The organism is Methylobacterium sp. 142-1Y, from assembly GCF_057747795.1.
This window is the reverse complement of record NZ_CM173224.1, coordinates 5,465,974-5,479,334: the sequence shown is the minus strand read 5'-3', so window position 1 is coordinate 5,479,334 and position 13,361 is coordinate 5,465,974. Positions and strand designations below refer to the sequence as shown.

Here is a 13,361-nt window from a genome sequence, read left to right as displayed (position 1 = left end):
CTGATGATACGAAATCCGGAAGTGATCTTCCGGATTTCGTATCATACGCTTTCCGATTGATCGCTTCGCGATGCGGAAAGCGGCTTCGCTCAGGCGCCGCGCGGGCTGATGATACGAAATCCGGAAGTGATCTTCCGGATTTCGTATCATACCAACGGCCCAAGATGCTGACGCATCGATTCGATCTCGGGCACGCCCGAGATCGACGGGGCCGTCGACCCATCTCGAATTGTCGACACCTAGCCCAGAAGTCCGGGACCTCGGGCTTGGCGTAAATTCGGGACTTGGCAAAAATTCGAGAACGGGACCAAAGGTCGTTTTCACCGACCGTTGGTATCAGCCATCGACGATGGACCGACCTCGAAGGAGGGCTCCGGAGAGGGCATAGCGTTCCGGAGCCCTCCTTCGAGGCCTCCGCTTCGCTCCGGCACCTCAGGATGAGGTCGCGGGTGGGATCAGAAGAACACCTGCCGGATGGCCGCAGAAGCCTCACACCCGCCGCAGCCGCACCCCGAACAGCCGCAGGGCCACCAGCAGCGTCGCCCCGTAGGCGACCAGCCCGGCGACCCCGAGGGCCGTCAGCACGGCCAGCTCGCGGAAGCGCGGCAGGGAGGGCATCAGGCGGTCGATCAGCGGCAGGCCGCCGAGCGTGCAGGCGGCGAGCACGATGCAGGCGGCCAGCACGCCGCAGGCGGTGACGATCAGCGTGCGGCTCGGCGCGGTCCAGCCGCGGCCATAGGCGAGGCAGAACAGGATCAGCACGTTGACCCAGACGCCGGCCGCGGTGGCGAGCGCCAGGCCCATCACGCCGAGCGGTCCGGTGAGCACCACCTTCAAGCCCACATTGACCGCGACCGCCGTGAGGGAGGCGACGACCGGCGTGCGGGTGTCGTGACGGGCATAGAAGCTCGCCACCACGCTGCGGATCAGCACCGCCGCCGGGAGCGCCAAGCCGTAGGCGGCCAGCACCGCGCCGGAGCGGGACGCCGCCTCGGCGTCGAAGGCGCCGCGCTGGAACAGGGCGGTCATGATCAGGTCGGGCACCAGCAGGAACGCCACCGCGAACGGCGCCGACAGGGCGAGCGAGAAGCCGGTGGCGCGGTTCTGCGCCGCATGCGCCCCGTCCGCGTCGCCCGCCGCAACCCGCCGGCTCATCTCCGGCAACAGCACCGTGCCGGCGGCGATGCCGATGACCCCGAAGGGTAGCTGATAGAGCCGGTCGGCATAGTAGAGCGCCGAGACCGCGCCGGTCGGCAGGAACGAGGCGATGATCGTGTCGGCGAACATCGCGATCTGCACGCCGGCCGAGCCGATCACTGCCGGCCCGAGCATCGCGAAGAACCGGCGCATGCCGGCATCGTTCAGGGTCGGGCGCACCAGGGCGGGGGCGAGCCCGGCCCGCCGCGCATCGGCCCAGACCAGCAGGAATTGCAGCACGCCGGACAAGGCGACGCCCCAGGCTGCGGCGTAGCCGGCATTCGGGAACAGGAAGGCGAGGGCAAGCGCTCCCAGCAGCGAGACGTTGAGCAGCACCGGGGCGGCGGCGGCGGCCGCGAAGCGCCGCCTCGCGTTGAGGATCCCCGAGAGCAGCGTCACCTGGGTGATGAACAGGAGGTAGGGGAAGGTGATGCGGGTCAGCGTCACCGCGAGCGCGAATTTTTCGGGCTCGTCGGCAAAGCCCGGGGCGAGGGCCCGCACGATCACCGGCATCAGCGGCAGGGCGAGCGCCAGCAGCGCCACCTGCACCAGCAGCATCAGCGTGTAGACCCGGTCGGCGAAGGCCCGGGCTGCGCCGTCCTCGGCGTCGAGGGCGGCGTAGGTCGGCACGAAGGCGACGTTGAAGGCTCCCTCGCCGAAGATCGCGCGAAAATGGTTCGGCAGCCGGAAGGCCACCACGAAGGCGTCGGCGATCGGGCCGGCGCCCATCACGGCGGCCATGAGCACGTCGCGCAGGAAGCCGGTGGCCCGGGAGACCAGCGTCCAGCCGCCGACCGAGAGGATGCTGCGAATCATGCGGCGGTCCATAGCACGGCGCGGCCGCAAGGCACGCGGCCGGACGGCCTAGGCGGCGCCGGAATAGCGCGCCCGCCTTCCCCCGCGGCGGTCGTCCCGGACCGGCCGGTCGTGGCCCGCCGCCGCCGGACCGATCCGCTCGGCCACGACGTAGAGCGGGCGCCGCTTCACCTCGGCGAAGATGCGGCCGATATACTCGCCGATGATGCCGAGCGACATCAGCTGTACCCCGGAGAAGAACATCACCGAGACGATCAGCGAGGCGTAGCCCGGCACGTCGGGGCCGCGCAGCAGGGTATCGGCGACGAAGTAGAGCGCGGTCAGGAAGGCGATGCCCGCGATGGTGCCGCCGAGATAGGTCCAGACCCGCAAAGGCACGGTCGAGAACGAGGTGATGCCGTCGAAGGCGAAGCGGAAGAGCTTGCGAAAGCTCCATTTCGAGGCGCCGTGCTGGCGCTCCTCGACCTGGTAGGGGACGCCGACCGAGCGGAAGCCGATCCACGAATACAGGCCCTTCGAGAACCGGGCGCGCTCAGGCAGCGAGCGCAGCACCTCGACGCCCTTGCGGTCGATGAGCCGGAAATCGCCGGCGCCCTCGGGCAGCGGCATCTCGCCGAAGCGGGCGAAGAGCCGGTAGAACAGCCGCGCGAAGCCGCGCCGCATCGCACTCTCGTCGTCGCGGTCGGTGCGCTGGGCGTAGACCATCACGTTGCCCTCCCGCCAGCGCTCCCAGAAGGTCGCGATCAGCTCGGGCGGGTGCTGCAGGTCGGCATCCATGATGACGACGGCGCGGCCCTCGGCATGGTCGAGACCGGCCGCGATGGCGATCTCCTTGCCGAAGTTGCGGCTGAACGAGACCGCGCCGATGCGCGGCTCGGCCCGGTGGTGGGCCGCCACCACCGCGGCGGTGTCGTCGTGGCTGCCGTCGTCGACGAACACCACCTCGTAAGACTGCGTCAGGCGCTCCAGCACCGGAAGCAGGCGGGCGAGGAGCGGGGCGACGTTGGCGCTCTCGTTGAAGACCGGTATGACGACGCTCAGGTCGACCGGCTCAGGCTGTCTGAACAGCTCCACGGCGCTGTCCCTCGTTTCGGTGTCTCTGCGCCGGCGGGGGCCGGCGGCGGGCGGTCATCAAGGCCGGTGCGGGCACCGGCGGCTCTCTCGGCGCGAGATCTACGCGATGCTTCCTGAACGGCACCCGGTCGTGCTCTGCGCCGACGATTACGGCCTGAGCCCGGGCGTCAGCCGGGGCATCCTCCACCTGGCGCGGATGGGCCGCATATCAGCCACCGGCTCGATGACCAACATCGCGGCCTTCCCGGACGCGGCGCCCGCCCTGCGCGAATTGCACGGCGCGGTGGCTTTAGGCCTCCACCTCACCCTGACGACGGGCGCCCCCCTCGGAAACCTGCCGCGCCTCGCGCCCGATGGACGGCTGCCGCCGCTGGGGCGGCTGATGCGGCTTGCCCTGTCGGGCGGGCTGAGACCTCAGGACGTGCGCCCCGAGATCGAGCGCCAGCTCGACGCCTTCGTCGGCGCCATGGGCCGCCTGCCGGATTTCGTCGACGGTCACCAGCACGTCCACGTGCTGCCGGGGGTGCGGGGGGCGCTTCTCGCGGCATTGTCAGACCGGGGCTGGCGGGGCTGGCTGCGCGACCCGGGCGACCGTCTGAGCGCGATCCGGGCACGGCCGCAGGCCGGCAAGGCCCTGGTGGTCGCAGGCCTCGGGCTGGGTTTTCGCGTGGCGGCCCGGCGGGCGGGCCTTGCCACCAATCGCGGCTTCTCCGGCTTCTCGGATTTTTCGGAAGGGGAAGGGTTCGCCGAGGCGTTCGAGCGGAGCTTCCGGGCGCTCGGACCGGCTCCGGTGGTGATGTGCCATCCGGGCGAGATCGACGACGGTTTGCGCGCCCTCGACCCGGTGGTGGCGAGCCGGCCGCTGGAGCTGGCCTATCTCGGCTCGGAACGGTTCGCGGAATTCCTGAAGCGGGAGCGGGTTCGGCTGGTGCCGCGGCCGGAGAATGCTCAGGCGCAGATGCGCTCGGCTCGACAATCCTGACACCCGCCATGTCATTCCGGGGCCGCGCAGCGGAGCCCGGAATCCAGAGCCGCGGATCGTTCAGGATCAAGCGAGGAGCGCCCCGCTTCGTTCTCCAACACCTGAGCGTCTGGATTCCGGGCTCCGCTTACGCGGCCCCGGAATGACGCGGTGGGTTCGAGATCTGTCGAGAAAGCCAAACAGGCTCTGCGTTCCGCCATAGAAAACCCCCTCACCCGGGAGGGGAGGGGGTTTCAGGATCGATAACGATCCAGAACCGATCAGGCGATCGCCTCGCCGTACATCTTCTCGACGTGCTCCCAGTTCACCAGGTTCTCGATGAACGCCTTGAGATAGTCGGGACGGCGGTTGCGGTAGTCGATGTAGTAGGAGTGCTCCCACACGTCGACGCCGAGGATCGGCTTGGCGCCGTGCACCAGCGGGTTCTCGCCGTTGGGGGTCTTCATGATCTCGAGCTTGCCGTTCTTCACCGCGAGCCAGGCCCAGCCGGAGCCGAACTGCGACACGCCGGCCTGGATGAAGTCGGCCTTGAACTTGTCGGTGCCGCCCAGATCCTCGGCGATCTTCTTCTCCAGCGCGCCCGGGATCGCGCCGCCGCCATTCGGCTTCATCCACTGCCAGAAGTGGATGTGGTTGTAATGCTGGCCGGCATTGTTGAACAGCGGCTGGTTCTGGCCGTAGGAGGCCTTCACCACCTCCTCGACGCTCTTGCCGGCGAGCTCCGAGCCCTCGAGGAGCTTGTTGCCGGTATCGACATACGCCTTGTGGTGCTTGTCGTGGTGGAACTCCAGCGTCTCCTTCGACATGTAGGGCTGCAGCGCGTCGTAGGCGTAGGGGAGTTCGGGCAGCGTGAAGGCCATCGGCGTGTCTCCGGATCTCACGGGTCGGGCGCGGCGGTCCCCGAGAGGCGCAGCCGCGGCACCCGCGTCTACCTAAGTCGGCCCCGCGCCCGCGGCAACGCCGCAGGCCCGCCGTCACGGCCATCATCCCGATCTTTGCATCCCGATCTTGGCATCCCGATCTTGGCATCCCGATCCGCGACCGGTCCGGAGCTTTCCGGGGGGTCCGGGGCTTTCCGGGGGCGGAGTCCGGGGAATTCAAGCGCGGCCGTTTTGCAAAAGCGGCCCGTGCGCCTAAATCTGAGCCTGGCGGGCGGGGCGGCGGCCCCGGACCCGCCCGTTCGGCTGCTCGCGTCGCCCGCGGGGCAGCCCCGTTTGATCGCCAGTGCCCCGAGAGTCCGAATGATCGTCGCGTTGACCGTGCTCGCCCTCCTGATGCTGATCGGCGGTCTCGCCGCGATGGTGCAGGGCATTCCCTTCGTGCGGCTCGAGGTCGGCTGGACCATGGTGATCGCCGGCACCGTCGGGGCGAGCGCCGGCGCCGTGCTGCTGGGCATCACCGCCGCGGTCGCGCGGCTCGGGCGCATCGAGCGCGCCCTCGCCGGGCACGCCCCGGCGGCGCGCCCCGCCGCGGACCTCGCTGCCGCCGAGACCAGTGCCGCCCCGGTCCGGGCGACCCGCAACGAGCCGGTCCTGTCACCCGTCCTGCCGCCGATCCCGTTCCCGGCCGCTCCGCCCCCCGCCCCCGAGCCGCGCCCGGCCGAGCCGACGGGCCTCGACGGCGGGACGGCGCTCGCGGCCGGCGCCGCGGTGGCGGCAGCCGGGCTCGCGGCGAGCGAACTGCGCCTCACCCGGGCCGAGGATCCGGACATTTCGGCGGGGCGGCCCGACGATTCACGGCAAGAGACCGCATCGCAGGAATCCCCGCATCACGCGCCTGCGCCGTACGATCCTTCGCCGCGCGAGCCCGTCGCTCAGGAGTTCACGACGCCTGAACAACTTTCGGCGCATGAGACCGTCGCGCACGAGCCGCCGATGCACGACCCCGCGGCTCACGAGTCCGCGCCGCCACCGCCCGCGGAGGAGCCCCGGCCCGCACCGCCGCACGAGGCCGCGCCGCCGCCCGCTCCTCCGGCCCCCGAGCCCGTCGCCGAAGCGCCTCTGCCGCAGGAGCCCCCCTACGAGGACCTTCCCCCCGAGGAGCCACCGGGCAAGACGGTGATCGGCACCTACGATTCGGGCGGAAACACCTACACGATGTATGCCGACGGCACGATCGACGCCGACACGCCGGCCGGGCGCTTCCACTTCGCGTCGATCGAGGAGCTGAAGGTCTTCCGCAATGCCGGGGGCGAGGGCGCGGCCCGCAGCGCCTGAAGCGGCCGCCTCCAGCGTCGCCCGGGTCTTACAACGTCGCCAAGGGGTTGAGGGCGGCGTTGCGGGCCGGCAGGGGCGCCAGCATGGTCAGGACGAGGCCGCCGGGGGCGTAGTTGGTGGCGACCTCGGCCTGGACCTGGGTGGTGAGCACCCGCTGGAGCAGGCGCGAGCCGAAGCCCTGGCGGGTCGGCGGCGCCACCGCGGGGCCGCCGGATTCCTGCCAGTGGAAGCGCAGGCGCGGCCGGTCCGCCCCAGGCTCGACGCTCCAGCGGATTCGCACCCGGCCGCTGCGGTTCGACAAGGCGCCGTACTTGGCCGCGTTGGTGGTCAGCTCGTGGATCGCCATGCCGATCGGTACCGCGATCTCGGAAGGCAGGTCGACCGCCGGCCCGTCGAGCTCGATCCGCCCGCCGGAGCCGGCCCGCATCTCGCCGTCGGCATAGGGGCGCAGCTCGTTCTCCAGCAATCCGCGCAAGGAGGCGGTCTGCCACACGTCCTCGGTCAGCACCGAATGGGTGTGGGCGAGCGACATGATGCGGCCGACGAAGGCCTCGTAGAAGCTGTCGATGCTCGATGCCGTCCGGGCGGTCGAGCCGACGATCGCCTGCACCGTCGCCAGCGTGTTCTTCACCCGGTGGTGCAGCTCGCGGATCAGCAGCGACTGGCGCTCCGCGGCGAGCGTCCGGTCGGTGATGTCGGCGACGACGCCGATCAGGCGCCGCGGCAGGCCGGCCGGCCCGTCGCGCTCGAACCGGCCGGCCATCTCGATCGTGCGCCAGACCTCGCCGCCCTCGTCGTCCGGGCGACGGATGCGGGTCGTCGCGTGCAGCACCCCGTCGCCGTGGAGCGCCGCGGCGACGGACCGGCGGAAGGCCACCTTGTCCTCCGGGTGGACCACCGTGCGGAAGAACTCGCGCATGCTGATGGTGCCGTCCTGCGGCCGGCGGCGGAAGATCTCCCACATCCGCTCGTTCTCCCAGATCGACTGGTCGTCGAGCACATGCCATTCGAAGATGCCCAGCGCCGCCACGGTGGTCGCCACCCGCAGCCGCTGCTCGCGGTCGTGCAGGGCGCGCCGCGCCTCTTCCCGGGCGGTCACGTCCTGGAGCACGCCGATCATGCCGGTGAGCGTCCCGTCGGGCGCGAGGGTCGCCTGGCCGCGAGCGGAGATCCAGGCCTCCTGGCCGTCATTCGCCCGGCGGACGCGCATCTCGACCGCGTAGGGGATCGCCTTGGCGACGGCGTCCTGCACCGTCGCGCGAACCCGGTCGAGGTCGTCGCGGGAGACCATCTCCTGCAGCCCAGCCCAGGGGGGCGTCGCGCCGGCCGGGTAGCCCAGGATCGCCGCGGCCCGGTCCGACAGGACGACGCGGCCGTCGGTCGGGCTCCAGCTCCACTCGCCGAGCCCGGCGGAGGCGAGCGCCAGATGGGTCTGCTCGGAATGGGTCTGCCGGGCCTCGGCGGCGGCATCCGCGACGGCCTCGACCGCGACGATCCGGCAGCCGTCCCGCTCGGGCCCGGCCCGGAGCCGCACCCGGATCGGGGATCCGTCGGCCCGGCGCAACCAGGCCTCGCCGGCAAGGTCCGGACTGGTTCCCGAACCCTGCGGGTGGCCGAGATCGGCGAGGCTGCGGCCGCGCAAGGTCGCGGGATCGGTGCCCAGAAGCGCCGCCAGGGCCGGGTTGGCGGCGAGGATGCGCCGATCCGGTCCGCTCAGGCAGGCGAGGCCGACCGGCGCGCCCTCGAAGGCGAAACGGGGAAAAACTTCATCCGGCAGGCCGGGGGCGGCGTCGGGCCTCTGGTCCAAGACAGCGCAATCCTGGTGAACGGGGAGACGGGCAGGCGGGGTGCACCGGCTCCCGCGCGCCGTCCCGAGCCGACTTGCCCCGCCCGGCCCGGCTTGGCGGTTTCGCGGGGAAAACATGCCTTTCCGCGCGCCCGGCGGCAAGGTCGGCCGTCCGCCCCCCTGGCGCGGTGCGCCGGAGCACGTCGCGGCCGAAACGGTGCGATGCCCGCCTCAGCGGGCCGGCATGTATCGGATCGCCGCGATCAGGATGCCCCCGAGCGCCACCAGCATGGCGCCGAGCTTGATCGTCATGCGCTGTTCGAGGAGCTTCATCTCCGACCGGACGGAGGCGAATTCGGTCCGCGTCTCGATCTTGAAAGCCGCAATCTCGGCCCGGACAGCCGCGAACTCGTTCTTCATTTCCGATCGGACAGCGGCAAACTCGGCCTTCATCTCCGAGCGAACCGCCGCGAACTCGTTCCGGGTTTCGAGCTTGAAGGCCGCGAGTTCCGACCGAACCGCCGCGAACTCGTTCCTCGTCTCGATCTTGAAGGCCGCGAGCTCCGCTCGGACGGCCGCGAATTCGGCTTTGGTCTCGGCCTGGAAAGCCGCGATCTCGGCCCGGACGGCAACGAACTCGGCTTTGACCGAGCCTTCGAGGCCCTGCAGGTCGGCCCGGGTCGGCAGGCCGCCCTGCACCGCCTCGGCGAACACCTCCGACAGCCCCTCCGCCTGCTCGGCGGAGAGATGGGCCCGCTCCCGGAGGGCGCGGGCGAATTTCAGGGTGTCGAAGGCGACGGCGGTCATGGCGCGACCCTATCACGGGCCGGGTTGACGCGACAGGAGCCGAAAGCCGTCCTGCGCGGCCTACACCCGCTCGAAGGTCAGGTAGGTCGGCCTGCGGCCCTCGGCGGTGGTCTTCGCCTCGTAGCGGGTGCCGGGCCATTCCGGCCATGGCGTGGTCCAGTCGGGGCCGCGTGTCGCCGTCCAGCGCAAGCGAGGGGAGCGGGCGGCGCGGACCAGGGTCCAGCCGGCATAATCGTCGATGTCGGAGGCGAAGCGGAACTCGCCGCCGGGCTTCAGCACCCGGGCGATCTCGGCCAGGGATTCGTCGGACACGAAGCGTCGCTTGCGCTGCCGGCGCTTCGGCCAGGGATCGGGATAGAGCAGGAACACGCGCCCGATGCTGGCATCGGGCAGCCGCGGCAGCAGCTCCATCGCGTCCCGGTCCCAGAGGCGGACGGTGTCGATCGCCTCGTCGTCGAGGGTGCGCAGCAGCTTCACCACGCCGTTGACGAAGGGCTCGCAGCCGATGATGCCGGTGCCGGGATTGAGCCGGGCCTGCGCGGCGAGGTGCTCGCCGCCGCCGAAGCCGATCTCAAGCCAGGTCTCGGCGACCGGGCGGGGAAACAGGGAAGGGGGGTCGAGGCGGCCGGCCTCGGGCAGGCGCAGGCGCGGCAGGAGGTCGGCGAGGCGCTCCTCCTGGCCCGGGCGCAGGCGCTTGCCCTTGCGCCGGCCGTAGAAGGCGCGGGCCCGCTCGGGGCCTGCGTCGGTGTCGTGGTCGTCCATGGTGTCCCGGTGCCGAGAAAGGGGCGCATGTGGATGCCCCGCTAAAGCATTTTCCGACGAAGTGGAGACCGGTTCGTCGAAGAAAATACGGCAAACACAGAACGAGAGCGGCGTACGATCGCGATGCGATCGTACGCCGCTCTCGGACCGGGGCGCCGGATCAGGCCAGGGCGCCCTTGAGCTGGCCGACGAGGTCAGTGCGCTCCCAGGAGAAGCCGCCATCGGCCTCGGGCTCGCGGCCGAAATGGCCGTAGGCCGAGGTGCGGGCATAGATCGGCTTGTTGAGGCCGAGATGGGTGCGGATGCCGCGGGGCGACAGATCGACGAGCTGGCCCAGGACCGACTCGAGCTTCGCCTCGTCGACCTCGCCGGTGCCGTGCAGGTCGACGTAGATCGACAGCGGCTTGGCGACGCCGATGGCGTAGGCGAGCTGGATCGTGGCCCGGCGGGCGAGGCCGGCGGCGACGACGTTCTTGGCGAGGTAGCGCGCCGCGTAGGCCGCCGAGCGGTCGACCTTGGTCGGATCCTTGCCCGAGAAGGCACCGCCGCCGTGGGGCGCCGCACCGCCATAGGTGTCGACGATGATCTTGCGCCCGGTGAGGCCGGCATCGCCGTCGGGGCCGCCGATCACGAACTTGCCGGTCGGGTTGACGTGCCACACCGTCTGGTCGGTGACCCAGTTCTCGGGCAGAGCCGCCCGGATGTAGGGCTCGACGATGGCCCGCACGGCGGCCGAATCGAGCGATTCGTCGAGGTGCTGGGTCGAGAGCACGATCTGGGTCGCCTCGACCGGGCGGCCGTCGACGTAGCGGACGGTGACCTGGCTCTTGGCGTCCGGGCCGAGCTTGGCCGCGTTACCCGACTTCGCCTTGCGGGCGTCGGCCAGGTCCTTGAGGATCTTGTGGGCGTAGTAGATCGGCGCCGGCATCAGGGCGGGCGTCTCGTCGGACGCGTAGCCGAACATGATGCCCTGGTCGCCCGCGCCCTCGTCCTTGTTGCCCGCGGCGTCGACGCCCTGGGCGATGTCGGCGGACTGGGCGTGCAGGTAGATGGCGACGTCGTTGTGCTTCCAGTGGAAACCGTCCTGCTCGTAGCCGATATCCTTGACGGCCGCGCGGGTCAGCTCCTCCAGGTCCTTGAAGGTCACCGAATCGGGGCCGCGCACCTCGCCGGCGATCACGATGCGGTTGGTGGTCGCCAGGGTCTCGACGCCGAGGCGGGCCTCCGGCATCACCGCCAGGTAGGCGTCGACCACGGTGTCGGAGATCCGGTCGCAGACCTTGTCCGGATGGCCTTCGGAGACCGACTCGCTCGTGAACAGGTAATTGGAACGCGGCATGGCGTGCGAAGCCCCCAGGGTTTCGTCGGGCGCGGCACGTCGGCCGATTTCTACCCGACTCTTCGATCGCGGGGTTCTGGCAGCCGGAATCCCGAACGTCAATCCGACGGAGCGGAGACGTTCGCTTTATCGAACGATTGTTGCCCTGACAGCGCATGGTCGACGGCGCGAACGAGGCTGCCGAGGGCTTGGCGGCGATCGCCGTCGAGATGCGTGTCGGCGGCCCGGGCGACCGCCTCGGCGAACCCGGTCCATCCCTCGAGCGCCTCCAGCCGGGCCTGCGGCCGGTCGCTGAGCCCGGGCTGCGGCAAATCGCGGCCCGGCATGCTCTCGAAAAAATATCCCACCGGCACGCCGAGGACCCGCGCCACGACGTCGAGGTCGGTGGCGCTCAGGCGGTTGGCGCCCTTCAGGTATTTGCCGAGCTGGGAGAGCGAGACATCGAGGGGGCCGGCCAGCGCCTCCCGGCTGAGCCCGGCGCGCAGGCGCCGCTCCTCGATGAGGCTGCCGATATGCACGTCGCGGTAATCCGCAGGTTTCCCGGCCATCTCCCGGCTCGCAGGTCTGCCCGCGCGTCGCGCCGCGGCGTGGAAGGCGACGGGGTGATTGTTGATTCCCGATCGTTGCGATCGCGTAAATGCCCGCTTTTTGGCCGAACGCGTCATCCGTCATAGCGGATGGAGGGACCTGCGCCGGACCGGGCGACGACGCCGGTCTTGCAACGTCCGGTGCGGCGCCCTACCCGGGCTTGACGACTGGTCGGGAAGGATGGGCCGTGTCCCGTTCGCGCGAGGGAGACGGGCCGGGACGGGCGGCGTGAGGAGCGATGCATGAGGATCGTCATGGCGCATCCAGTTCCCCGCTCAGGTCTGGCTGCGGCGCGGAATTCGTGACCGCGATGCTCACGACTACCGACATCTGCCTCCGCCTCGGCGCCGCCGTGCTCGCCGGGGGACTGGTGGGCATCAACCGCGAGATGCATTCGAAGCCCGTGGGCGTGCGCACCCTGGGCCTGGTGGCCCTCGGCGCGGCCCTGGTGACCCTGGCCGGATCCGGCTTCTCCGACGAGGGAACGGACGCGAATGCCAGCCGGGCGATCCAGGGCATCGTCACGGGGATCGGCTTCCTGGGCGCCGGCGTGATCGTCAAGCGCGAGGGCCACGGCCGGGTGCACGGCCTCACCACCGCCGCGGCGATCTGGGTGACGGCGGCGCTCGGCATCGTCTGCGGTCTCGGCGCCTATCGCCCGCTGGCGCTCGGCACGGGCTTCCTCCTCGCGACCCTGATGGTCGGTGGCTTCGTCGACCGGGCCATCGACGAGAGGCGGAAGAGGGCGGAGGGTGGGAGTGCGGGTCGGGACGGGTGAGAGCGTCAGGGGCGTGTCTATTGAGGCTCCGGCGACATCGTCAGGACGAGGGAGGCCTCCAGCACGCGCCGGCCCGATGCATCCCGCACGGAGGCCTGGCAGCGCGATGCCTCGCCGGTGCAGGCCTCGGCGCTCATCATCTCGATCAGTGCAGATCGGACATAATCGCGCGCCGCCTCCAGACCGGGCAGATCGACCCCCACGTCGTCAATGACGGCGATGCCATCGAACCTGTCGACGTAGTAGAGGGGCATTGGGTCACCTTTCGTGAATACCGGCGTAGGACATACCGGTCTCTCAGGGAAAGGTTCCCGGCGCCGTGCTCCGGGCCCTGCGCCGACTTTCAGCCGCGCGGCTGCATGTTCCGGCTCAGGTCGATCAGCTCGCGCTGCACCTGCCGGTCGAGGTCGCTCGGCGCGTCGCCGGTGACGGCCACCACGATGCGCTGGCGGGCCTCTTCGAGGAAGGCGGTCGCTTCGCGGCGGTCTCCCCGCAGATACAGCGATCCGAGCTTCTTCTCCCGCCAGAGGACCGAGATGATGAACTCGCCCGGCGCGACTTCCTCCAGTTCGATCTGGAGCGGGGTTCCCTGGGGAGGATGGCCTTCGTGCGCCATGATGCCGGGTTGCGCCGTGAGAGAAGCGACCGGGACCGGGCGCCTTGCGCAGCCCATAGCGCGAAATCGGGCGGCGGGGTACCGCGATCTCGCGGCCGGATCACCGTAAATCCCGCACCGTCACACCTGCGCTGCCGACCCGACGCGCGCCGGCCGCGCTCCCGCCAAAAAAGAAGCCGCCCTCGCGAGCGGCTTCAGTCAGGGAGGAAACGCCCTAGGAGGGCAGCAGCACTACGCGGGAGCGCGATGCTGCATTGCAACAATTCATCTCGCGCCGCATCGTTCCGCCCTGCGGCGCGCTTTCGCCGGGGCCCGGACGGCACCGGCCCGATCTCCCGCGAGACATGATCGCCGGCAAGGCATCGGGCGGTCGTCGTGCCGCAGGGCGCAAGCCGTCGCG

General features: G+C 70.6%; 13 protein-coding genes. 3 read left to right on the top strand and 10 right to left on the bottom strand.

Annotated features, from left to right (window positions below):
- Positions 1–489 precede the first annotated feature (489 nt).
- Complete coding sequence (gene murJ, locus AC3AOF_RS25185) at positions 490–2,013, bottom strand: murein biosynthesis integral membrane protein MurJ (RefSeq protein ID WP_488346818.1); 1,524 nt, start codon at positions 2,011–2,013, stop codon at positions 490–492.
- Positions 2,014–2,061: 48 nt separating this feature from the next.
- Complete coding sequence (locus tag AC3AOF_RS25180; RefSeq protein ID WP_488346817.1) at positions 2,062–3,087, bottom strand: glycosyltransferase family 2 protein; 1,026 nt, start codon at positions 3,085–3,087, stop codon at positions 2,062–2,064.
- Between the two features lie 106 nt (positions 3,088–3,193).
- Between AC3AOF_RS25180 and AC3AOF_RS25175 the strand changes: the two genes are divergently transcribed.
- On the top strand, positions 3,194–4,069 hold the full coding sequence (locus AC3AOF_RS25175) for a ChbG/HpnK family deacetylase (protein ID WP_488346816.1): 876 nt from the start codon (positions 3,194–3,196) through the stop codon (positions 4,067–4,069).
- A gap of 260 nt (positions 4,070–4,329) precedes the next feature.
- Here the strand turns inward: AC3AOF_RS25175 and AC3AOF_RS25170 are convergent, their stop codons facing one another.
- The gene (locus AC3AOF_RS25170) at positions 4,330–4,929 is read right to left on the bottom strand and encodes a superoxide dismutase (RefSeq protein WP_048429540.1); all 600 of its coding nucleotides are present in this window, start codon (positions 4,927–4,929) and stop codon (positions 4,330–4,332) included.
- Between the two features lie 381 nt (positions 4,930–5,310).
- Here AC3AOF_RS25170 and AC3AOF_RS25165 point away from each other — a divergent pair, with 381 nt between their 5' ends.
- On the top strand, positions 5,311–6,285 hold the full coding sequence (locus tag AC3AOF_RS25165) for a hypothetical protein (protein WP_488346815.1): 975 nt from the start codon (positions 5,311–5,313) through the stop codon (positions 6,283–6,285).
- A gap of 28 nt (positions 6,286–6,313) precedes the next feature.
- Here AC3AOF_RS25165 and AC3AOF_RS25160 read toward each other — a convergent pair whose 3' ends face one another.
- The 5 genes from AC3AOF_RS25160 to AC3AOF_RS25140 all read right to left on the bottom strand — a co-directional run bounded on the left by AC3AOF_RS25160 (position 6,314) and on the right by AC3AOF_RS25140 (position 11,527).
- Positions 6,314–8,092, bottom strand: coding sequence for a sensor histidine kinase (locus tag AC3AOF_RS25160; RefSeq protein WP_488346814.1), 1,779 nt, complete (start codon positions 8,090–8,092; stop codon positions 6,314–6,316).
- A gap of 210 nt (positions 8,093–8,302) precedes the next feature.
- A complete protein-coding gene (locus AC3AOF_RS25155; protein WP_236988297.1) occupies positions 8,303–8,878 on the bottom strand; it encodes a CCDC90 family protein in 576 nt (191 codons plus the stop codon).
- Between the two features lie 60 nt (positions 8,879–8,938).
- Positions 8,939–9,640, bottom strand: coding sequence for a tRNA (guanine(46)-N(7))-methyltransferase TrmB (gene trmB, locus AC3AOF_RS25150; protein WP_236988298.1), 702 nt, complete (start codon positions 9,638–9,640; stop codon positions 8,939–8,941).
- A gap of 160 nt (positions 9,641–9,800) precedes the next feature.
- Positions 9,801–10,979, bottom strand: a complete 1,179-nt coding sequence (gene metK / locus AC3AOF_RS25145; RefSeq protein WP_236988299.1) for a methionine adenosyltransferase — start codon at positions 10,977–10,979, stop codon at positions 9,801–9,803.
- A 98-nt stretch (positions 10,980–11,077) separates the two neighbouring features.
- Positions 11,078–11,527, bottom strand: coding sequence for a helix-turn-helix domain-containing protein (locus AC3AOF_RS25140; RefSeq protein ID WP_236988300.1), 450 nt, complete (start codon positions 11,525–11,527; stop codon positions 11,078–11,080).
- 350 nt (positions 11,528–11,877) lie between these two features.
- Between AC3AOF_RS25140 and AC3AOF_RS25135 the strand changes: the two genes are divergently transcribed.
- Positions 11,878–12,345, top strand: coding sequence for an MgtC/SapB family protein (locus tag AC3AOF_RS25135; RefSeq protein WP_236988301.1), 468 nt, complete (start codon positions 11,878–11,880; stop codon positions 12,343–12,345).
- Between the two features lie 17 nt (positions 12,346–12,362).
- Here AC3AOF_RS25135 and AC3AOF_RS25130 read toward each other — a convergent pair whose 3' ends face one another.
- Both AC3AOF_RS25130 and AC3AOF_RS25125 read right to left on the bottom strand, forming a co-directional pair.
- Positions 12,363–12,599, bottom strand: a complete 237-nt coding sequence (locus tag AC3AOF_RS25130) for a DUF6894 family protein (protein WP_488346813.1) — start codon at positions 12,597–12,599, stop codon at positions 12,363–12,365.
- A gap of 89 nt (positions 12,600–12,688) precedes the next feature.
- Positions 12,689–12,961 (bottom strand): hypothetical protein, encoded by a 273-nt coding sequence (locus tag AC3AOF_RS25125; protein ID WP_236988303.1) that lies wholly within the window; start codon positions 12,959–12,961, stop codon positions 12,689–12,691.
- Between the last annotated feature and the right edge of the window lie 400 nt (positions 12,962–13,361).